21 protein-coding genes and 1 riboswitch are annotated in these 22,568 nt (G+C 47.5%); of the genes, 2 read left to right on the forward strand and 19 right to left on the reverse strand.

From position 1 onward, the window contains the following. Positions 1-57: 57 nt before the first annotated feature. Entirely contained in the window at positions 58-1,497 is a 1,440-nt protein-coding gene (locus PH235_RS01660) for a RecQ family ATP-dependent DNA helicase (RefSeq protein ID WP_272160738.1), read from the reverse strand. Next, positions 1,490-2,560, reverse strand: coding sequence for a helix-turn-helix domain-containing protein (locus tag PH235_RS01665; RefSeq protein WP_272160739.1), 1,071 nt, complete (start codon positions 2,558-2,560; stop codon positions 1,490-1,492). The genes PH235_RS01660 and PH235_RS01665 overlap by 8 nt, the downstream gene beginning before the upstream one ends. Before the next feature lie 37 nt (positions 2,561-2,597). Here PH235_RS01665 and PH235_RS01670 point away from each other — a divergent pair, with 37 nt between their 5' ends. Beyond that, positions 2,598-2,834: a ferredoxin gene (locus PH235_RS01670; protein ID WP_272160740.1), complete on the forward strand. Its 237-nt coding sequence runs from the start codon at positions 2,598-2,600 to the stop codon at positions 2,832-2,834. A gap of 113 nt (positions 2,835-2,947) precedes the next feature. Here PH235_RS01670 and PH235_RS01675 read toward each other — a convergent pair whose 3' ends face one another. The 15 genes from PH235_RS01675 to dnaE form a co-directional block, all read right to left on the reverse strand. Further along, on the reverse strand, positions 2,948-3,520 hold the full coding sequence (locus PH235_RS01675) for an ECF transporter S component (RefSeq protein WP_272160741.1): 573 nt from the start codon (positions 3,518-3,520) through the stop codon (positions 2,948-2,950). 124 nt (positions 3,521-3,644) lie between these two features. Further along, positions 3,645-3,772, reverse strand: a riboswitch (FMN riboswitch). 110 nt (positions 3,773-3,882) lie between these two features. After that, entirely contained in the window at positions 3,883-5,682 is a 1,800-nt protein-coding gene (locus PH235_RS01680; protein WP_272160742.1) for a sensor histidine kinase, read from the reverse strand. Beyond that, positions 5,679-6,404, reverse strand: a complete 726-nt coding sequence (locus tag PH235_RS01685; protein WP_334223627.1) for a response regulator transcription factor — start codon at positions 6,402-6,404, stop codon at positions 5,679-5,681. Before PH235_RS01685 ends, PH235_RS01680 begins: the two co-directional genes overlap by 4 nt. Before the next feature lie 28 nt (positions 6,405-6,432). Then, a complete protein-coding gene (locus PH235_RS01690) occupies positions 6,433-7,170 on the reverse strand; it encodes a pseudouridine synthase (RefSeq protein WP_106448625.1) in 738 nt (245 codons plus the stop codon). Between the two features lie 34 nt (positions 7,171-7,204). After that, positions 7,205-7,825: an SMC-Scp complex subunit ScpB gene (scpB, locus tag PH235_RS01695; RefSeq protein WP_272160743.1), complete on the reverse strand. Its 621-nt coding sequence runs from the start codon at positions 7,823-7,825 to the stop codon at positions 7,205-7,207. After that, the gene (locus PH235_RS01700) at positions 7,818-8,591 is read right to left on the reverse strand and encodes a segregation/condensation protein A (RefSeq protein WP_272160744.1); all 774 of its coding nucleotides are present in this window, start codon (positions 8,589-8,591) and stop codon (positions 7,818-7,820) included. Before PH235_RS01700 ends, scpB begins: the two co-directional genes overlap by 8 nt. Beyond that, positions 8,588-8,980, reverse strand: a complete 393-nt coding sequence (locus tag PH235_RS01705; RefSeq protein WP_233442738.1) for a GNAT family N-acetyltransferase — start codon at positions 8,978-8,980, stop codon at positions 8,588-8,590. Before PH235_RS01705 ends, PH235_RS01700 begins: the two co-directional genes overlap by 4 nt. A 118-nt stretch (positions 8,981-9,098) precedes the next feature. After that, positions 9,099-9,917, reverse strand: coding sequence for a purine-nucleoside phosphorylase (locus PH235_RS01710; protein ID WP_272160745.1), 819 nt, complete (start codon positions 9,915-9,917; stop codon positions 9,099-9,101). A 14-nt stretch (positions 9,918-9,931) separates the two neighbouring features. Then, complete coding sequence (gene deoB, locus PH235_RS01715) at positions 9,932-11,101, reverse strand: phosphopentomutase (RefSeq protein WP_272160746.1); 1,170 nt, start codon at positions 11,099-11,101, stop codon at positions 9,932-9,934. Between the two features lie 45 nt (positions 11,102-11,146). Then, positions 11,147-12,037 (reverse strand): site-specific tyrosine recombinase XerD, encoded by an 891-nt coding sequence (gene xerD, locus PH235_RS01720; RefSeq protein WP_272160747.1) that lies wholly within the window; start codon positions 12,035-12,037, stop codon positions 11,147-11,149. 28 nt (positions 12,038-12,065) lie between these two features. Next, on the reverse strand, positions 12,066-12,521 hold the full coding sequence (gene fur, locus PH235_RS01725) for a ferric iron uptake transcriptional regulator (protein ID WP_106448631.1): 456 nt from the start codon (positions 12,519-12,521) through the stop codon (positions 12,066-12,068). Positions 12,522-12,554: 33 nt separating this feature from the next. Further along, positions 12,555-13,421, reverse strand: coding sequence for a CvfB family protein (locus PH235_RS01730; RefSeq protein ID WP_272160748.1), 867 nt, complete (start codon positions 13,419-13,421; stop codon positions 12,555-12,557). Positions 13,422-13,651: 230 nt separating this feature from the next. After that, positions 13,652-15,409: a pyruvate kinase gene (gene pyk / locus PH235_RS01735; protein WP_108032358.1), complete on the reverse strand. Its 1,758-nt coding sequence runs from the start codon at positions 15,407-15,409 to the stop codon at positions 13,652-13,654. 50 nt (positions 15,410-15,459) lie between these two features. After that, entirely contained in the window at positions 15,460-16,422 is a 963-nt protein-coding gene (gene pfkA, locus PH235_RS01740; protein ID WP_106448634.1) for a 6-phosphofructokinase, read from the reverse strand. A gap of 322 nt (positions 16,423-16,744) precedes the next feature. Continuing rightward, positions 16,745-20,083 (reverse strand): DNA polymerase III subunit alpha, encoded by a 3,339-nt coding sequence (dnaE, locus tag PH235_RS01745; RefSeq protein WP_272160749.1) that lies wholly within the window; start codon positions 20,081-20,083, stop codon positions 16,745-16,747. Positions 20,084-20,226: 143 nt separating this feature from the next. Here dnaE and PH235_RS01750 point away from each other — a divergent pair, with 143 nt between their 5' ends. After that, positions 20,227-20,406: a YjzD family protein gene (locus tag PH235_RS01750; protein WP_068560596.1), complete on the forward strand. Its 180-nt coding sequence runs from the start codon at positions 20,227-20,229 to the stop codon at positions 20,404-20,406. A gap of 99 nt (positions 20,407-20,505) precedes the next feature. Here the strand turns inward: PH235_RS01750 and queA are convergent, their stop codons facing one another. Continuing rightward, positions 20,506-21,534, reverse strand: a complete 1,029-nt coding sequence (queA, locus tag PH235_RS01755; RefSeq protein WP_272160750.1) for a tRNA preQ1(34) S-adenosylmethionine ribosyltransferase-isomerase QueA — start codon at positions 21,532-21,534, stop codon at positions 20,506-20,508. Positions 21,535-21,550: 16 nt separating this feature from the next. Next, positions 21,551-22,564 (reverse strand): Holliday junction branch migration DNA helicase RuvB, encoded by a 1,014-nt coding sequence (gene ruvB, locus PH235_RS01760; RefSeq protein WP_272160751.1) that lies wholly within the window; start codon positions 22,562-22,564, stop codon positions 21,551-21,553. Between the last annotated feature and the right edge of the window lie 4 nt (positions 22,565-22,568).

A 22,568-nucleotide genomic window follows, 5' to 3' on the forward strand; every position in this document is an offset into this window, starting at 1 on the left:
CTCCTATAAGTGATTCATGCTAATTGTAGCACATTTTCGCAATTTTTGGGTTAAATTTTATAAAAGAAAAAGGTCTGACAGGATTTTTTCCCATTGCGGCACTTCTGTCGTTGGAACCGTATTCCTTGTCCTGACTTCCCCCGCTAGCGATGGATCTTCGTTCCCGCAACTATCACAGCAGTATTCAGGTTTGCCGAGACTGTTTTTCCCGAAATAGGCGGAGATGTAATCCCGTCTGCATGCGTCGGTTTCGGCAAATCCCTTCATGCTCTTCAGCAAGTTTTTCTTCAGATCGTGGCGGGCGGCGATAAAACGTTTCGCTTCCGCTTTTGTGAAATTTTGACGCAGGATATGCAACAACAAGGTATGTTCGGTCGGACTCCCATATTCTGGATTGATCGCCTTGTTTTTGAGGGCACTTTCAATCGCATAATCATTCGGAAAATCGCTTTGCAGCATCTTTACTTTAAAGTTGAAGTCCGTTTCCGAATACAACAGCACCGCCGTGCTCTGTTGCCCGTCCCGCCCGGCTCTCCCGATTTCCTGCACATATTCCTCAAGCGAATTCGGCATATGGTAATGGATCACGTAGCGGATGTTCGGCTTATTGATCCCCATTCCGAATGCGCTGGTGGCGCAGATGACGTCCAACTCATCCCGAAGGAATTGATGCTGGATGGTGATCCTGTCTTCATTGGTCCGGTCGGCATGATAGGCTTCCGCGCGCAAATTTGTTTTTTTGCGGATCATGAATGCGACCGCATCAGCTTGTGCCTTGCTTGAGAAGTAAATGATGCCCGGTGATGGATATTTCTCCAAAAGTTCCAGGAGGTACTCGTTTTTCCCCTCTGGAGGCACTGCAGCGACTTTGTAGTAGATATTGGCACGGTCGACCGGTCCCTCAAATACGTTCAAGTCATTCCCGTCGATATGCAGGGAACCGATGATATCGTCCATCACGGCCGGCGTCGCTGTCGCAGTGAGCGCCAACGTCAATGGATTTCCCAATGCTTGCCTGGCTGCGCCCAAAAATAAATAATCGGAACGGAAATCCAAACCCCATTGGGAAATGCAATGCGCCTCATCGACCACAAACAAAGCGAGCGGAATCTGCTTGAGTTTGTTCAATACAACTTGGTTCTGCAGCATCTCGGGGGAAAGGAACAAAAACTTGATCTGATCCAGGTTGCTCAATAATCTTTGCCTTTCCTCGAACTGCAGCATGCTGTTCAATGAGGCCGTTCTTTTTTCACCCATGAATTTCAGATGGGCGACTTGGTCTTCCATCAAAGACAATAGCGGCGAAACGATAACGACAATCCCCTCCAAAAGGTAGCCGCTCAATTGGTATATCAAGGATTTCCCTGTTCCCGTCGGCAGAGTCGCCAACGTGTGCTTGCCTGCCAAAACGGATTGGATGGGCTCCAATTGCCCTTCCTTGAATGCCGTGTAGCCGAAATGTTTCTGAAGTTCCGATTTTAATTGTGCTTCATTCATGTTTAGCAGCAACCTCACTTCTTATTTGTATCAAGCGGGACTCGAAAAAGTTGATTTCGGGAAATACTTTTTGGATTTCCCGGTAATCGACACGAACTTTGTGTTCTACGAGTTGTTGCAGATACTGCATTTTTCCCTTATCCAAAAATCTTTGCGTCGGGAATTCCGGGTAGATCAGGGCAATTTCGGCAAAGTGATCTTGGATTGTGCTCTGTTTCAATCCCCGCATCGAAATGATTTCCTCCATGCCATGCCCGTTCCTGAAATAACCCATGGTCGTTTCAGCGCTGGCGGAAGCCAAGCCGTTTTCCTTTATCGTCATCAGCATGACCGAAGCAAGGACAGGAAATTTTTCCGGTTCCTTTTCCAATGCGCCATACAACCTCAGCCAATTTTGGTGCAGCAGTATTTTCACTTCCGCTTCCTCGAACGAGAAGAGTCCAGCCATTTGACCGGTCGTTTTCCTCAAGTGGTCAGCGCCTTCAAATTGCAGTGCAAAGAGCCCGGCCTCCCTTTCGGGCAGCCGTGACAAATAGCTACGCCATTCTTCTCCATAAGCGCGTGCAAAAGTGGCTTTATCTCCGGCATGCTGCGTAAACAAGCGCTTCATCCAAAGCTGTTCCTTCGCTTCCCTCTCAATGGGATAATAGTGTTTATTTTTATGCAGCATTTCGGAAAGGATTTGGATCAGAAACAGCATCCGGCGGCGTAAAACGCCTTGTACGAGGGCAAATTCCATTTGGGTTCCCAAAGAAAAATGCGCGTGACGGCTGAAAAAATCAGCTTTTTTCGCGCTTCCCGCTTCGGTGAGCAGAAAGCCCTCGCCATCGTTGCCGCTGATCAGACCATCCGAAGCCAAACGCTCGAGGCCTGTTTTCAACGCTGTCGGTTTCATGCCCGGCATGACAGTGAAATAGGCTTCCAGATCATATTGGCGGCACTGGAGCATGGTGGACACGGTCCGTTTGCCGATCAGGTTATAGAAAAGAGTCGCTTCCTTGATGGGGCGCTCGGTTGAAATGCAATCCAAAAAAAGATACTCTATGTATGTCAAACTTTTCATGTTATCACCACCAAATTTTTGTAAAGAAGGTTACTGTATGTATTATACCAAAGTAAATCAGGATAACTGCATCGCTTGTGGACTTTGCCAAATAATTTCGCCGGAGCTCTTCGACTACACTTCCGAAGGGATAGCTTTCACGAAAATGGATTCGAATGCGGGAAACGCACCAATACCTGCCGAACGCTTTGATGCGTTTCTGGATGCCTACCGCAAATGCCCAACCGGTGCCATCTTGCGTTCAGAATCACCATTCCCTCCAACGGAACAGTGATTCTCAGCTCTCTTTGTTGCAGGGACAATCCAAAAGAGGCTGCACCCGGAATCATCACTGATTCGGGTGCAGCCTCTTGTTTTTGAAAAGATCAATTCAGAAACCGCAAATTATTACTGAGCAAACGGAACTTTATTATGCGCCAGCCAAGGTTTCAACTTCGGCATCACCAAGAGGATGACTGCACTGACGACAAGTCCTTTGATGATATTGAAAGGCACTATGCCAGCCAATACCAACTCTTTGACAGAACCCATTTCAAAATTCAACAAGTACATGTATAACGGGGTGATGATGAACCAGTTGGCTACCGATAAGACAACCGTCAAAACCAAAGTACCCGTCAACAGCGCCAGAATGACGGCTGTTTTTGTTTTAGCTTTGTTCAATAGGTAGTAGACAGGCAAAGTGTAAGAGAGCGTCGCCAACAGACTTGCGAAGTCCCCGATTGGATAGCCCATATCCCCACCTGTTTGAAGGTAGTGCAAAACGGATCGGATGACAGCGGAGATGATTCCGCCGACTGGACCGTAAAGGAAAAATGAAAGCAGGATCGGCAAATCGCTGAAGTCGATCTTCAGATACGAAAATGCTGGAATTACCGGGAATGCGATGAACATCAGCACGAATGCCAATGCCCCAAATAGTGAAATACCGACCAATCTTTTTGTTTTGTTTTGTTGCATGTTAATGAATCCTCCCTGTTGACTGTCTCAGAGATGGGTTTCTCCAAATCCAAAAAGACCCTATCCTTATCATCCGCTAATGGACACATAAAAATAGAGCCTTTGAAATTGCAATTCAAAGAAACCCCATCTTCTTCCATCCAGACTGTACTGTCGGTACTGGAATTACACCAGTTCAGCCCGCAATGAAATATTGCGAGGTCGTGGACTTTTACCACCGGTCGGGAATTTCACCCTGCCCTGAAGACGAATCTTATTTATATTTTGTTATATATGAACTATAAGCGATGCACACGCGATTGTCAAGAATAATATCACAAATTCGAGATATTTATTTTAAGACTATCTTCGGATCGCTTTCCTCAACCCGCGCGAAATGGAAAACGGGCCAAGAAAGTCGTCCCTACACCCGGTTCGCTATGGACTTCTATTTCCCCGTCATGCGCTTCCACGATTGTCTTTACGATTGAAAGCCCGATGCCGGTTCCCTTTTGTTTCGAGTAGGTCCGCGATTTGTCGTTTTTGTAAAAACGCTCGAAAATGAAAGGCAAACTTTCCGCTTGGATGCCGATGCCGTTATCGCTGATTTCAAATACAACTTTATCCAACATGTCCTCCAAACGGACAGTGATATGGATGAATTTTTGCCGGCGCGTGCCGATTTCGGCTGAATAACGTACCGCATTGTCGATGAGATTGTAAAATACCTGATTCATTTTCTCTTCGTCAAAAGGATAGGTTTTGATGCCATCCGCAAGTTCATAAGAAAATTGGATGGCAGCTTCTTTGAAACTGTTTTCGAACCTGCCCGCCAAATGGTTGAAGAAAGTTGCGAGATCGACAGTTTGCCGGTTCAGTTCAATATACCCCGCTTGCATGCGCGACAGATCCAGAAGGTTGTTGACCATTTTGTTCATCTCGGTCGTTTCGTCCAAAATGATTTGGGCCATTTCAATTTTCTCGTCATTGCTTTCGGCGATGTTGTCGATAATGGCTTCGCTGTACCCTTTGATCATCTGCAACGGCGTCCGCAAGTCATGGGATACATTCGTGATGAAATCACCGCGGATAATATCCAATTGCCTTTCATTCGTCACATCCTGCAACACAATCAGGACGCCGGCAGTTTTTTGCAGATCGGTTTGGATGACCGGCGTCACTTTTACGTTATAATGCCGCTGGGACCAACTGAGATCCGCTTCCGATCCGGCTGTTGTGGTGAAGGCTTGCTGCACCATTTCCTTGAACTGATGCGGTATCGCTTTAGCTTCCGCATCCGGGTCCACCCTTCGCCAAAAATCCAAAAACTCTTGTCCAGGTCCATTCACTAATTTCAGATGAAAATTTTGGTCAAAGTATAGGATGCCAGCCGGCAAAGAATCAAACAGATGATTCAACAGTTCGCGTTCCTCCCTGTTCATCAGCGTCGTGGCTTGGAGAGTCTTTCCCAGTTTATTCATGGCGGTGCCCAATCCGGATATCTCATCATAGGATTCGAACGTGATCCGCTTGGAAAAATCATTCCGGGAGTATTTGAAGGCGATGTCCGTCATGACCTCCAACGGTTCGGCAACATTCCTGATCAGATACTGATAGTAGATGATCGTCCCCATCAGATAGACGGTCAACAACAACAAAGTGATGCTTTTCGCGTTCAGTTCATAGGCCTGAAATTCATCCAGCTCGTAACCGATGACGAGCATTCCGGCTTGTCCCTGCAATTCAAAAGTATGAACAAAAACCATCAAAAGCAAGGGATTATTTTCCTCGTCCTCTATGGTGATCCTGCTGAAATCATCCACGTTACTGTCGATGGCATCCAAAATTTCATCATTCGCCAGAATGTTCTCGAGAAGCAGCTCGGACTGCCCTTGCAGATCCGGGTTTTGTACAACAAAACGGTTCTGATCCGCTATCTTGATGTAATAGGACAATTCTGGATCCAGTGATTGCGCAACCTCAGCTTGGGTGAGATACACTTTGGGATCGGTCATAATCGTATCCTTGTACGCAGTGATTTTCTCCTGCAGCAGTTTATTATAAGTATCTTCGATCGAGTTCACACTGATGATTGCGTGGCCGATATACATCAAAGTCATGATGGTTACAGTCAAAAAAGTCAATAGTACCCATGATTTGAGGAATATGCTCGTCCTTTTCATTGTTTGTCGTCTGCTGCTTGGTCATCATTCGGAGAAAATTTATAACCCATCCCCCAAACGGTCACTATCATTTTCGAAACAGCTTTCGATTGCTTCAACAGCTTTTCACGCAACCGCTTGACGTGCGTGTCGACTGTGCGCAGATCCCCGAAAAATTCATATTTCCAGACTTCTTTCAAAAGAACTTCCCTCGTAAAAATTTTCTCTGGGGACTTCGAAAGATAAAGCAGCAATTCAAATTCTTTGGGCGTCAAATTGATGGCCACCTCGTCAACCAGCACTTTTCTGGCATCCGGAAAAATCTTCAGCAGCGGATATTCGATTGTGCTCGATTCCGATTCTGAAGGCTTCGTCCGCTTCAGGATGGCTGCGACCCGCAACATGACTTCCCTTGGACTGAACGGCTTCACGATGTAGTCATCCGCTCCGGACAAAAATCCTTCCACGCGATTGTTCTCTTCGCCGCGGGCAGTGATCATCATGATCGGTATTTCTTTTTCCTTGCGGACTACTTTGGCTACTTCAATGCCAGTCATCCCAGGGAGCATGATATCCAACAATACCAAATCGTAATGGTTGTTCAAGATCATTTCCACCGCTGTTGTTCCATCCTCTGCCTCGGCTGTTTCGTAGCCATCCTTTTCCAGATAGAGTTTCAATAATCTACGGATGCGTTCCTCGTCATCCACAATCAATATTTTCCCGCTGGAATTTGTCATCATGATCATCCTCTCTGATTCGATAAGAAAACTACCTTTTTGATGCCTTTTCGTTCGCAAGAGCCATGTTCTTCAGCTTCTCGATTTCAAACGCCTTAAGCTCACGGTGTTGCCCCGGTTTCAGATCGCCGAGCGTAAGGAAACCGAATGATTCCCTTTTCAGTTTTTCGACGGGACAATCAATTTTTTCGAACATTTTTTTTACTTGATGGTTCCAGCCTTCATGGATGGTCAATTCAATGATTGCTGTATTTTTTTGGGAATTGGCAGAAATCAACTTAGCTCGCGCTTTCGCAGTTTTTTTGCCGTCGATCACGATCCCGTTCTCCAATTTGTTCAGATCGGAGCGCGTAGGGATGCAACCCACTTTAGCGACATATGTTTTGTCGATGTGGTATTTCGGATGGGTCAACAGATTCGCAAATTCACCATCATTGGTCAAAAGAAGCAGGCCGGTCGTATCATAGTCCAATCTGCCGATCGGATAAATCCGCTCTTTTACATTGAAGAAATCAGTGACGACAGTCCGATCTTTATCATCTTTAACGGACGAGAGGGTATTCTTTGGTTTGTAGAACAAGTAGTAAACCGGCTGTTCACGATAAATCGGTAAACCATTGACTTCCACTCTGTCATTTTTTGAAACTTTTACGCCTAATTCCGTTACCTTGATTCCGTTTACGCTGACTGCACCAGAAGTGATCAGTTCTTCGGCTTTCCGCCGTGAAGCTATTCCTGCATGTGCAATGACTTTCTGTAATCTTTCCATTTATTCACCTATTATTCTTATTTGTTTTTGTCGATCATTCTTGTTCCGATATGATGGAATCTTTCTTAAAAAAAGCAAGTTGGTTATCTGTCTCTTCATCCGCAGGAAAATCAAAAAGATCGAAGGATTCGTTATCCTGCATCTGGAATAATTCGTCCACATTCGGCAGATCATCAATTGTGGTCAATCCGAAATAATTCATGAAATAATCGGTTGTGCCGTAAATGATCGGTCTTCCTGGTGTTTCCGAACGGCCGATTTCCTTTATCAAGCCTCTCAGCAACAGCCTTTGGACCAGTCCTGCTGACTGCACGCCTCGGATCTGATCGATTTCCATCCGCGTCAAGGGTTGCTTGTATGCGATGATCGCCAGCGTCTCCAGGGCAGCTTGCGATAAGTGGGTCGCGAATGGCGAAACGGCGTACATTTTGATGAGTTCTGCATACTCTCTTTTTGTGGCGAGTTGGTATCTTTTGCGGGTTTCGATGAGCGTCAAACCGGAGTGGATGTTGTCGTTATGACTCGCCCGCATTTCGGTCAACAGATTTTGCGCTTCCAATGGGGTGGTCTCCAATAAAGAGGTGATCTCATCCATACTCAAGCCATCATCCCCTGCCACAAACAGCAGACTCTCCAGTGCCCCTTTTTTATTCATTTGCTAAAACTCCCATATTGCGTAGTATATAAATGTCTCCATATGTGCTCTCTTGCGAAAAATTGATTTTTCTTTCTTTGACCAATTCCAGCATCGCCAAAAATGTATTCACGATCTGTGATTTGGTCTGCACTTCAAAGAAATCCGTAAAGGGCAGCCTCTGGTCAGCATCATGCGGCAGGTTCTCCAACTTCTCCATGATCCAAGTCATCGTCTGATCCACCGTGTATTGATCCTGTTCCATTCTGGCCTGAAGCGGCTTTTTCTTCTGCAGTTTTTGGTACATTTTCTGAAGCGCGGCAATCAGATCCGCCGCAGAAACTTCGCCTGGAGCAAGCGGAACTGCTTGTTGGAGGTCCTCCAGATCCGTTGCCGGCTTTGTGAAATACAAGCCGCGTTCTTGTTCCATGGTTTTCAATGCCTTGGCGGCTTCCTGGAATTGCTTGTATTCCACCAATTGTTGAATCAAGCTTTCCCTTGGATCCTCGCCCTCTTCATAAAACTCCTCTTCGAAGGTCACTTCTTTTTTCGGAAGCAACATGCGGCTTTTTATCTCCAACAGCGTCGCAGCCATCAGCAGATAATCGCCGGCGATATCCAATTTCATCTCCTGCATCGTGTCCAAGTAACGCAGATATTGAAAAGTCACTTCCGCAATCGGAATATCGAAAATATCGACTTTCAGCTCTTTGATCAAGTGCAGGAGCAGATCCAGTGGTCCCTCAAAATCCGGCAATATGAGGGTGAGTTCATTTTGTTCGCTCACAATGATCCACTCGTTTCCTCATCGTTTCGGTTCTGCTGCTTCTGGTTCCATTTGGCGATGAACGGCGCGGTTTCCAGAGTCCCGTTGATTGCGCTTGTTGGATAGTTTTGCTGCAAGCCATCCAGCAACCGATGCACGATGCCTTCCTTCCGGAAAGAAGGCGAGACAGCGATATGACGAACCAACACCATTGCTTCATGTATTTGCACACCTATCAATGCAACGATGTTATCTGTCTCTTCATCTTTCCACAAGAATAGTTTCCTATCGACATTTTCAATGTAGCTTTCCATTTCCGGCTTCAGCCTCGCTACATTTTTTAGATCTGTCACATAAGAAAGCAGACCCATAGCTATTTTTTCACATGATTGATTATAAGAAATGAACACTTCGATCTCCTTCTCACTTTGTATTTACCCCGACAGCCGTTCTGGGATGCATCATTCTGAACGGTTGCGACTCTTCGCAGCAACGTTGTGCGAGAGCGTTGTTTTCATGACCCGTCTGTTACAGGGCAGCCAATACCTTCTTCAGCAAGGCTTTGAATGTCTCTTTGACTCGGGTTGTCGTTTCGACGACTTCTTCATGATTTAGGGTCGCTTGCATGCCTGAAGCTAAATTAGTTATACAGGAAACACCAAAAATGCGCAAACCTGCATGACGCGCTACTATGGCTTCCGGCACTGTGGACATGCCGACAGCGTCAGCACCCAGCACCCGGCACATACGGATTTCTGCTGGCGTTTCATAAGTCGGACCTGTCAGTCCAAGATAAACGCCTTCCTTCAGATCCAAGCCCATCTCAGCAGCGACTTGTTTGACTGTCTCTTGATATTCGGCATCGTAGGCTTGGCTCATATCCGTGAAACGCGGCCCCTGCTCGGGATCATTCGGACCGATCAAGGGGTTTTGTCCAGTCAGATTGATGTGATCCGTGATCAGCATCAAATCCCCGGGGGTGAAGGCATAACTGATGCCTCCTGCCGCATTCGTCAGCGCCAAGGAATGGATGCCCAGATGCTTCATTACCCTGATCGGAAAAGTGACCGCTTCGAGCCCGTAGCCTTCGTAGAAATGAAAGCGCCCTTGCATGGCGATGACTTTCTTCCCGCTCAGGTTCCCGTATACAAGTTGGCCTTTATGTCCTTCAACCGTCGATACTGGGAAATAAGGGATTTCCTCATAGGGGATCGCAATCGCGTCCGTTATCTCATCAGCCAACTCACCCAAGCCTGAACCCAAAATCAACCCGAATTCAGGTTCCAATAAGCCTTTTTCTACCAAAAATTCAGCGGCTATCCGCACATTGTTTTGATCATTTGTCATATTTCCACACCTCACTAGTCCAATTCATCCAAAAAGCTGCGGCCATTTTGCGTGGCTGCCACCCGAAAATTATCGGATACGGTCGCGCCGATATCCGCAAACTTGCCTTGATCCATCTTACCGCGGCCTGCCATTTTTTTCGAATAAGCCAATAATGGAACATATTCGCGCGTATGGTCTGTTCCCGGGAACGTTGGATCATTCCCGTGATCTGCGGTGATCAACAGCAAATCATCATCCGCTAAAGCAGCCAATATTTCCGGAATGCGCGCATCAAAATCTTCAATTGCCTCAGCATACCCTTTCACATCCCGGCGATGCCCGAAGAGAGCATCGAAATCGACCAAGTTCAAGAAACTTAGGCCCCGGAAATCCTTTTCCATGACCGTCAGCAGCTGGTCGACGCCGTCCATATTGCTTTTCGTACGCACATATTCCGTGATGCCTTGGCCGTTGTAGATATCATTGATTTTGCCGATTGCGATGACATCGTAGCCGGCTTCCTTCAGATGATCCAACGTTGTTTGCCCGAATGGGTCCAAGGCGTAATCGTGCCGGTTGCTTGTGCGGGTAAAATGGCCCGGAGTCCCGATATAAGGTCTGGCGATGATCCGCCCAATCATGTAGGGATCCTCCAACGTGATTGCTCTGACATATTCGCAGATCGCGTACAGTTCCTCAAGCGGAATGATGTCTTCGTGTGCAGCAATCTGCAGCACTGGATCCGCTGAAGTGTAGACGATCAGATCACCGGTCTTCATTTGGTGCTCACCGAACTCATCCAGGATTTCGGTCCCGCTGGCCGGCTTATTTCCGATGATTTTCCGGCCTGTATGGTTTTCGATTTTCTCGATCAATTCTTGCGGGAAACCCTCAGGAAAAACGCGGAAGGGCGACTGGATGTTCAGTCCCATGATTTCCCAATGGCCTGTCATCGTATCTTTACCGACGGACTGTTCCTCGAGTTTTGTGTAGTATCCGATGGATGCGCTGTCCGGCTTGACGCCGCTCAATTCACGGATATTGCCCAAACCCAACTTTTCCAGATTGGGAATTGCCAGCCCGGCAACTTCAGCGATATGTCCAAGCGTATCCGACCCGACATCGCCGAACTTGTCGGCATCAGGGGCTTCACCGATTCCGACTGAATCCAACACGATCAAATGGATGCGATTAAATTTCATGATCTTATTCCTCCCTTATCCTCAGCGGACTTGATCCGTTACGCTTCAAGCACGAGGATGATACTTTTGATAGATTTCTGCCATTCTTTCTGTCGTTATGTGCGTATAAATCTGGGTTGTGGAAATATCGGCATGCCCCAACAGTTCCTGCACGATCCGCAGATCCGCCCCATTTTCGAGGATATGCGTCGCAAAAGAATGGCGCAGCATATGCGGCGATACATTTTTTTGGATGCCGGCATCCCGCACGGTTTGCTTCAGATTTTTCCAGATCCCTTGGCGGGTGAAGCCATTGCCATGGAAATTCAGGAACAGGAAGGCTGTTTCTTTCCTCCCATAAGCCAAAGCTGGACGACTGTCCGACAAGTATTCCGAAATCCAGAAGGCGGCTTCCTCCCCCAACGGCACGATTCTTTCTTTGTCGCCCTTCCCGATCGTTTGGATGAACCCGATATCCAGATGGATTTCGCTCATCGTAATGTGGATGAGTTCACTGACGCGAAGGCCGGTGGCATAAAGCAGTTCCAAGATGGCACGATCCCTCAGCCCCAGAACGGTTTTGACATCCGGCGCAGCCATCAAGCGTTCGATTTCGCCCATCGAAAGCACCTTCGGCAACTTTTGCTGTTTTTTCGGCAACTGGATGGTGACCATCGGATCGTTGGCGATCAAGCCTTCTTGCTTCAAGTATTGATGGAATCTCCGCAGACTGGTGATCATCCTGCCGATAGAGGCTGTCGCCAATTTTTCTTCATTCAAAAATTGAAGATACAAAAGCACATCCGGTTTTGTCGCATCCCCGAATGCGTGAATGGCATTCTTTTCCAAAAAATGGCTGTATTTTCTGAGGTCCCGCTGATAACTGATGATTGTATTGTCGGACAACCCGCGCTCGATCCTCAAATAACGCCCATATTCATTGATTTCTTCTTCCATGTCGGTAACCCATTTCATCCTTTTGAGGCTATTTGTTCCTCAGTTTTTGTTGGCATTCGCGGCAGATGCCATGGAAAGTCAAGCGATGGTCTTTTACCACGAATTGATAGCGGGCTTCTACATCTTTTTCTACCTCACCCAGCAGATCCTCGTGTATTTCCTCGATGTTGCCGCATTCGATGCACAAAAGATGATGATGGAAATGCTCATTGCTGGTCCTTCTTAAGTCGTAGCGGGATAAGCCATCTTCAAACACTACTTTGTAAGTGATGTTCAATTCGGTCAAGATTTCCAATGTACGATAGACCGTCGCAAGGCCGATATCAGGATGTTTAAGCCGCAACAGCAGGAAAATCTCCTCCGCACTGAGATGCTCCTTTTCCTTTTCCAGCAGCACGCCGACAGTCGCTTCCCGTTGTGGAGTGAGCTTGAATCCTGCCTCTTGCAATTGTTTTTTGATGGTGTTTAATGACAATTCCGTCACTGCTGTCGGCTCCTTTGAGGACAGGCTGAAGACCTAATCCTTTTTGATTAATTTTGTGTGTCCATCCTCTTGGATGATCAGTCTGGCCTTCAGCAAATGGCCCAAAGCTCTTTTGAATTGCGCTTTGCTGATGCCGAAGTATTCTTTGATCGCTTCCGGATCACTTTTGTCCCAATAAGGCAAACTGTGCGTAGGGCTCTGCTCCAGCAATACCAAAATCATGGCTGCATCTTCACTGATTGCTTCATGCGCACGCGGTTTCAGGGACAGATTCAGCATGCCGTGCTGACTGATGCCGACGACCCGCCCGCTGACGACTTCGCCCAAGCGCGGTTCAATCTCCCGCTCGGATGGGTGGATGAATCCGATGTAATCATCGTCCGTCAAGATGAACGTCCCTATTAATTTCAAACGGAAGACGGTTCCGGTAATGTCCTTGTTTTTCAATTCCTCGCCCGGAGTGCGGGAAATGGAACGGAATACCGGTTCGTCGGCGATGATGCCCCACAGACGATCTTTGCTGTCCTGCTCCAGGGCGATCAGCAGGCGGTCTCCCTTTTTCGGCCAGAGTGATTTGATGTCGGGCAAGTTATCCAAGGAAACAACAATTTCTTTGTCGTCCAGGCCGATGTCAACAAACACGCCTAAATCTTTCCGGACAGCCACAACTGTCCCCCAACCATATTGGCCCACTTGGCTTGCTGGCTCCTTCAAGGTCATGCGAAGCTGCTTGTTCATCCCTTCATACACAAATCCTTTGACAGTGTCACCTAATTGCAATGCCGTTTCTGACTCTTCTTTATCCAATCGGTAGGTGATGCCGTCTTTCTGAACGAAGACACTTTTTTCGTTCTCGTCCACGATCACACCTGTGATGATTGTACCCAGTACTTTACTCATATTTTTCCTCCAGACGGTCTTTCCGTCGCTGTATTTCTTCCATTTTATCATATCACAAAATGATTTCCAAAGCGTCGTTGTTGTGAGCTTGTTATATTTGTGATATTTATGATATATATGCATTTTATCCCATCGGCTTGCGGAGACAGATGGAAGATTATGCTCAAGCAAAGCAAATGGGTCCGAGACTCTCGTCCCAGACCCAAAGATGCTCTCTAATTTAGTTAAGCTTAGATGGTAGTAGTTGCACCACGGTAGATGATGCCGCGACGAGAATCGATCGTGATCAATTCGTTGTCTTGCACTAATGTAGTCACATTTTCTGCTCCTACGATTACCGGAATACCGCTTGCGATACCGACTACAGCAGCATGACTTGTCAAGCCGCCAGCTTCAACGATTACCGCTGCAGCTTTTTCAAATGCAGGCGTATAGTCTTTATCAGAGTTCTTCAACACTAAGATGCAGTCCTCTGTCACTTTAGCGATTGCTTCTTCAGCTGAAAGAGCCACGACAGCTTTACCGATGACAGATTTGTCGCCGATACCTTGGCCGGAAGTCAATTTCGTTCCGATCAATTGGATCTTCATCAAGTTTGTAGTGCCGCGTTCGCCTACTGGTACGCCGGCAGTGATGATGATCAAGTCGCCTTCTTTAGCGAAGTTTTCTTCTTTGGCAACTTTTGCAGCCAATTCCATCATTTCATCAGTTGAATCAGGTTTTTCGGTTACGAACGGATAAACACCCCATGAAAGGGCCAATCCACGTCTTTGACGCTCCGAGAAAGTGATTGCAACGATGTGTGATTTCGGACGGTATTTAGAGATCATGCGCGCTGTATGTCCAGACTCAGTAGCGGCAACGATTGTTTGAATGTTAAGATTGCGTGCAGTATGTCCAACTGATTGACCGATTGCTTCAGCCATATCTGTGTTGCTGTATGCTTTCAAAGCAAATGCATCTTGTCCAACGATCGCTTCTTCCGTGCGGATAGCGATTGTAGCCATTGTCGTAACAGCTTCAACCGGGTAATCACCAGCAGCTGTTTCTCCGGATAGCATAACTGCATCAGTTCCGTCGAAGATAGCGTTGGCAACGTCTCCTGCTTCAGCACGTGTAGGACGTGGGTTGCGTTGCATAGAATCCAGCATTTGAGTTGCTGTAATGACTGGTTTGCCTAAAGCGTTACATTTTTTGATCAACATTTTTTGTGCGATAGGAACTTCTTCAGTAGGGATTTCTACTCCTAAGTCACCACGGGCAACCATCAAACCTTGAGAAACTTTCAAGATTTCATCGATGTTATCAAGACCTTCTTGGTTTTCGATTTTAGGGATGATTTGGATGTGGGTTGCGTTATGTTTTTCCAAAATTTCAGTGATAGCCAATACATCACTTGCGCGACGCACGAAGCTTGCTGCGATGAAATCAACATCATTTTCGATACCGAAGATGATATCGTCAGCATCTTTTTGTGTAAGACCAGGGAAGTTTGTTTTGATACCAGGTAGATTGACGCCTTTTTTGTTTTTCAAGATGCCTGAGTTTTTGATCAAAGTAACAATTTCATTGTTCTCTTTGTCAAGTTCAGTCACTTCAAGGTCAATCAAGCCGTCATCCAATAAGATGTGGTTTCCGACAACAACATCGTTGATCAATTCTGGGTAAGTGATAGAGAATTTATCTTTCGTACCCTCAACTTCTGTCATGGAGATTCTTACTGTTTCGCCGGTGATCAACGACACGATGCCGTCCTTCATGTTGTTTGTACGGATTTCAGGCCCTTTTGTATCCAATAGGATAGCGCACATTTTGCCTGTGATTTTTGATGCTTCGCGGATGTTGACGATACGAGCGCCATGCTCTTCAAAGTCACCGTGCGAGAAGTTCAAGCGGGCAACGTTCATGCCTGCGTTCATCAATTTAACGAGTGTTTCTACAGATTCACTGGCAGGCCCGATCGTACATACAATTTTTGTCTTTTTCATAGAAAATAAGCACCTCATTTTATATTTTGTAAAACGTAATCAACTTCTGGTTAGAAAGAAATTTCTTTGTTGATTTGGTAAAGCGACAATAATGGCAAGTGTTTTTGGTTCTCAAGCGTATCGATGATATCGTTGAAAACAACTTCATCGCCCTTGACGCCCACACAGATTCCGCCTCTGCCTTCTTCCAACATTTTAACGGCATTGTAGCCGAAGATGCTTCCCAATACGCGGTCCTTCGCTGATGGGGATCCGCCTCGTTGCACGTGGCCCAAAACAGTGACGCGTGTATGGAATTCTTCGAATTTGGAAAGTTTCTCCGCAAATTCATTTCCTGACATTACGCCTTCAGCCAACATGATGATCGTATGTTTTTTGCCGCGCGCTCTGCCTTCCTGGATTTCAGCAACTACTTCTTCCATTGTAAATTCTTTCTCGGGAATGACGATGGATTCCGCGCCACTGCCGATACCAGTCCATAAAGCGATGTCGCCGGCATTTCTGCCCATTACTTCAACAACGAATGTACGGATATGGCTTGTTGCCGTATCTCTGATTCTGTCCACAGATTCCAATACTGTATTGATCGCAGTATCGAAACCAAGCGTGTAATCCGTTCCTGGAATATCGTTATCGATTGTTCCTGGGATACCGATTGTCGGGAAACCTAACTTAGTAAGCGCGGCTCCTCCACGGTAGGATCCATCTCCCCCGATTACGATCAGGCCATCGATGCCGAATTTCTTCAACTGCTCGATCCCTTTAAGCTGTCCTTCAAGTTTTGCGAACTCCGGATAGCGGGCAGAATATAAAATTGTGCCCCCACGGCTGATTGTGTCTCCGACGTCATCAATCGTCAGACGACGGAAATCTCCGGCTACCATACCTGCATAGCCATAATTGATGCCATATACTTCTAAACCGTCATAAATGCCTTTGCGCACAACGGCGCGAATGGCGGCATTCATTCCTGGTGCATCTCCACCACTTGTTAATACTGCAATACGTTTCATTAGACTTCACCTCATCAATAAAGTTAAAAACTCTCAATTTCCAAAAAAATCCGTGCATTAAATATTTTTTGAATTTGTCCTTCACTATCTTATCATCTTTTTATGAAAATGTCTTTTAATTTCACGTTTTTTTGATTGTTAAAAAAGAAACAATGAAAAATAATGGCTTCTTGTCCGGAATATCGCCACATTCGGACAAATTGTTATTACTACCGCCCGCCTCCGAGTAATTCGACACAGATAGGCTCAACCAAAACGGCTGAACACGTCTGGGCAGTTTTCGCTTTTATGAAAACAGTATATGGATATCAACTTTTCGCTTTCATTTGACAGCAACATTTCCGCTCCCAAAAATAGCCTGCAGTGATTCAAGCAGCTCGGCCGAAATGCTGACCCAGTTTTCAGCCGTCAAGCGCATCGTTTGTTTAGTGGCTTCGTTATACAGAATGACAGGATGGTCCCCTGGTTGCTTGTTCAGGATCCGATACATTTTTCCGAACAATTCAGGCATATTGTTTTCCGCAGTCAAACGGATGAAGACATTTTCCTTTTTTTGACCCATCATTTCCTGATAGGCTTCGGCATCCCAGATGTGCGTGACCAAAAAATTCGTTTTGTCGGCTTGTTTGGACCGCTCCAGCTTGCCTTCGACGACAAGCAACTGGTTTGCTTTCAGCAGTTTCATGAACCGGATATAGTACTCGGGGAAAATCGTGACGCTGATTTCGCCGGTACTGTCTGTCATGTTTGCGAATGCCATTGGATCGCCCTTCTTTGTCTGGATTCTGCGGATGTCTTTGATCAATCCCATCGTGCGCATTTTTTTGTCGTATGCCAGCTCGGTGACGTATACAACTGCACCGTTGTTGTACAATTTGCCGAATTGGTCGATCGGATGGCCCTTCAAAGAATGGCCCAGTGCAGCTTCCTCCAAATCCAGCAATTCCAACAGCGGCAATTCTTCCGTTTCGACATATTTCGGTTCCAGTATCGAAAAGAGATCGATGTTGTTTCCGCTGTAATCGATGCTGTTCAGCATACCCGGCAGCGACTCCAACAGCGTCGCGCGCGAATGCCCGAAACTGTCGAACGCCCCGCTATAGATGAGCGGCGTGATGTTTTCGTTCTTCAGCCACTTCGGATGGATCCTTCTCAAAAATTGAACGAAATCCTTGTAGTGCCCATGGGCTTGGCGTTCTTTGATGATTTCCTGGATGAAATCGCGTCTGAGGCCTTTGATCCCGCCCAAGCCGAATTGGATCGTCTGTTGCTGCAGTGCAAATTTCCAGTTGCTTGTGTTGATGTCCGGATAGGAAATGCTGATGTTGCGCCTTTTCAGTTCGATGAAATACTCCCTCATCTTATCCGAGTGTTGGTTGACGGAATTCAGCAAAGCGGCGAAAAATGCTTCCGGGAAATGCGCCTTCATGTAGGCAAGTTGGTAGGCTATGAAAGAATAGGCGACCGAATGCGAACGGTTGAACCCGTAATTGGCGAAGCGCTCGATGTAGTCGTACACTTGCTCGGCCGTCTGTTCGGAATAGCCTTGTTGCAGCGAACCTTCAATAAAGTGCCTTCTTTCTTCATCAATGGCCGATTTTTGTTTTTTGCCTATCGCTCTTCTGAGGATATCCGCTTCCCCCAAACTGAAGCCAGCCATCCGGGAAGCCACCTGCATGACCTGTTCCTGATAGACCATTACCCCGTAGGTTACCTCGAGGATCGATTTCAGATCGGGATGGAGATAATCGATTGCGGCCAACCCTTTTTTCCGCGAAATGAAGAGGTCGATCTGTTCCATCGGACCCGGTCGGTAAAGCGCATTGACGGCGGCAATATCTTCGATCGATTCCGGCCCGAGCTTGCGCAACACATTTTTTATGCCTGGGGATTCAAACTGGAACACCCCATTCGTATCCGCTTTTCGGAATATTTCGAGCGTCCGATCATCATCCATCGGTATTCCCCAAATGTTGATGCTCTCTTTGTGCGCAGCGCTGGCCAACTGTACTGCATCGTTCAGTATCGTCAGATTTTTCAGCCCCAGGAAGTCCATTTTGAGCAGGCCGATTTCCTCGATGTTGCCCATCGTGTATTGTGTCAGATACAGCTCGCTGTTTTTCTTCTGCAAAGGCACAATGTCCCTTAACGGATTGTCGCTGATGACGACGCCTGCCGCATGAGTGGAAACATGCCGCGGAACGCCTTCAATTTTTTCGGCAGTCTCATACAGGAGGCGATTCACATCCGTCGCGCTGATCAGATTCTGCAGTTCTTTCGATTTCTGTCTTGCCTCCGCCAGACTGATGCCCAATTGATTCGGGATCGCATTCGACCAGGCTTGCGCCTCCGCAACCGTTAATCCGAATACCCGTGCGGTATCCCGCAAAGACATTTTTGCGGCCAGCGTCCCAAATGTGGCTATCTGGGCGACGTGGTCCGAACCGTATTTGTCCCGGACATAATGCAGAATATCATCCCTTCGGTTATCCGGGAAATCCAAATCGATATCCGGCAGGTTGTAGCGTTCTTTGTTCAAAAACCGCTCAAACAACAGATTGTATTTGATTGGATCGACATGGGTGATGCGCAGGACGTACGACACGAGCGAACCGGCGGCAGATCCCCTGCCGGCTCCCGGCATGATTTTCGCTTTTCGGGCATACGCCATCACATCCCAAACGATAAGGAAGTAATCATCGAAGCCCATTTCATGGATGACTTCCAATTCATATGCCAAGCGTTTTTCATATGCCGCATCCGGGGCAGCGATCCGCTGACGCAACCCTTCTTCGCAGAGCCTCCTGAGGTATGCTTGGGGTGTCGTCCCGGCAGGCAGCGGGTAGCGCGGCAACAGCGACTGATGCAGCGGCAGATCGATTTCGATTTCGCCGGCAATTTTTTGGGTCGTTTCAGCCGACTCGACCAAATCAGCTTCCCGGAATTTCCTTTCGATTTCTCCGCAGGACGGCAAGTAATAGGTGCCATCCAAAGCTTCCGACTGCAGATCCACCTTTTCGTTCGCTTCGATCGCCTTCAGGACACGGCAACTGAAATTGTCGCTCGGTTCCAGATATCTGACGTCATGCATGGCTGTAGTCGGAATGTTTGTCGCCTGCGATAAATGCTTCAATTGCGGAAGGATCGGTTTCATTTTCTCGTGGAGCTGAACGCCCAAATAAAAATTGCCGTGGGTGAAGATTTTTTTCCAGGCCAAACTGGCTGCTTTGGCGTTCTCCTGATCGTTTCCGTTCAAAAAGCTTTCGATCTCGCCCTTTTCTCCTGGGGTGATGGCGATGATGCGGCTTGAATCATCCTCCAAAAGGGAAAGCAATTCCCGATCCGAAGCGTCCTGATTCCTGACCGTCGACAAAGCCATCAACCTTTTGTAGCCCTCATAATCCTTCGCCAACAAAACCAACGGAAAGGTGCGATCTTTACTGATGATTCCGGGCAAATCCAGTTGGATCCCCAGAATGGGTTGGATAGCGTACTTTTTGCAAAGTTTGAAGAAGTCGACTTGGCCATAAAGGACATTTTGGTCCGTCAATGCGATGGCCTGATATCCTTTTGCCTTGGCGCTGCGCACCAAATCCTCTATTCGGGTAGTCGTCTGCAAAAGAGAATAGGCACTGATGACCTGCAAATGCACAAAAGACATGTCTGAGACCTCCTTTTTCTAATCAATATTATCATTATAGCGTACCCGTCCTAATCCAAGAAGCGAAAAAGTCGCTGGGCAAGTAATGCTTGTCATCTCCAAAAAAAGTGATAAAATGAATTTCGAGAAGAGGTGTAAACGACATGAAATATATTGCAATCATTTTTTGGGGATTTATCTTAGGGCAAGTATCTGTTTATCTGGGCAGCGCCTTATCCGGCGGCAGCTATGACTTTATGATCGCAACCATGACGGGTATCTTTACCGCGCTGATCGTAGTTCTTGTTTCTGCGTTGATGCCGAAGACGGCCTCCCATAAATAACCGATAGTTCGTTCCAAAGACGGCATTAAAATCGAAAAAACCTTCAGGGATCAATTTCCTGAAGGTTTTTTTGGCTGAACGAACCCGTTCCGCTTTTCTCTATTTGATGAACATGGCGTCGCCGAAGCTGAAGAATCGGTACTTTTCTTTGACTGCGTGCTCGTAGGCGGACAGGACGTTGTCTCTGCCGGCAAAAGCGCTGACCAGCATGACCAAGGTCGATTTCGGCAGATGGAAATTGGTGATGATGCCTTGGACAACCTTGAATGAATAGCCTGGCGAAATGAAAATTTTGGTCCATCCGCTATCCGCTTTGATTTCCCCATCAAATTTCGTGCCGATCGTTTCCAGTGTCCGAACGGAAGTCGTGCCCACAGCGACTATTTTGCCTCCATTGGATCGGACCTCATTCAGGGTTTGCGCTGCCTCATCCGTCAGCTGGTAGAATTCCGAATGCATTTCGTGGCTGGCGATATCATCGACCGATACCGGACGGAAAGTCCCCAAGCCCACATGCAACGTCAGGTAGACAATCTTGACGCCTTTGTTGGCTACTTCCTCAAGCAATTCGGCTGTGAAATGGAGACCTGCTGTCGGGGCGGCTGCGGAGCCGACTTCTTTGGCGTAAACGGTCTGATAGCGTTCCTGATCGTCAAGCGTCTCTTTGATGTATGGCGGCAAAGGCATTTCGCCCAGCGATTCCAGTATTTCCAAAAATACGCCGGCATATTTGAAATTCAAAATGCGGCCGCCGTGATCCAACGATTGCGTCACTTCCGCCGTCAAGCGTCCGTCCCCGAAAGAGATGACTGTCCCGACTTTGACCCGTTTTCCTGGTTTGACGAGCGTCTCCCACTCATCCCCTTGGATATTGTTCAAAAGCAGGACTTCGATATGCCCGCCGGTATCCGGCTTGACGCCATGCAGTCGCGCAGGCAACACACGTGTATTGTTCAGTACCAGCGCGTCGCCTTCCTGAAGTTCCTCCACCATGTCGGTGAAATGTTTGTCCGTGATTTCTCCAGTCTTGGAGTCCAGGGCAAGAAGCCGGGATGAAGAACGATCCAGCAACGGTGTCTGGGCAATCAGCTCTTCCGGCAAATAAAAATCAAAATCACTTGTCCTCATTGATAAAATACCTCACTTATTTTTCTGTATCATACGTGATCCCCAAATGGTCATATGCCATAGGGGTCGCTACCCTGCCGCGCGGGGTGCGCTGCAGGAAGCCCAATTGGAGCAGATAGGGTTCGTACATGTCCTCTATCGTTTCCATTTCTTCGCCGATGTTGGCGGCGATCGTCGAAAGACCGACGGGGCCGCCGTTATAGAAGCGGATCATCGTCGTCAATATTTGCCGATCCAAGTCATCAAGCCCTTTGTTGTCCACGCTCAAAATGGACAAAGCCTTGTCGGCGATTTCCTTCGTGATCAGGCCATCGCGATAGACTTGGGCGAAATCGCGCACACGGCGGAGCAGCCTGTTGGCAACACGCGGGGTGCCTCTGGATCTCAAGGCGATTTCGACAGCGCCTGATTCATCGATTTTCGTGGACAAAACATCCGAAGAGCGATGGACGATCTGCCGGAGATCCTCAAGGCTGTAATATTCCATCCGCGAAACGATCCCGAACCGGTCACGCAAGGGGGCCGACAGACTGCCGGCTTTTGTCGTGGCACCGACCAGCGTGAACGGCGGCAAGGTAAAGTGGACGGGATGGGCTGTCGGCCCTTGCCCGATGATGATGTCCACATAATAATCCTCCATGGCAGAGTAAAGCACTTCTTCCACGATCCGCGGCAAGCGATGGATCTCATCGATGAAGAGGACATCCCCCGCTTCCAGTTCATTGAGCAATACCATCAGATCGCCTGGCCGCTCGATTGCGGGCCCGCTCGTGCTGTGGATGCGGACATCCAATTCGTTGGCGATGACCATCGCCAGTGTCGTTTTCCCCAACCCGGGCGGTCCGTACAGCAACACATGATCCAAGGCTTCACTTCGCGCTTTCGCGGCCTGGATATACACTTTCAGTTCATTTTTCACTTTGTCTTGGCCGATATAGTGCGCCATCATTTGCGGGCGCAATGTTTTTTCGATCAAATCTTCGGTTAGGTCTTCCGTATTTCCGGAAACGATTCTGTTTTCAGCTGTCATCTAT

Origin of the sequence: Trichococcus sp. K1Tr (genome assembly GCF_028309625.1) — a bacterium.
Lineage (GTDB): Bacteria > Bacillota > Bacilli > Lactobacillales > Aerococcaceae > Trichococcus.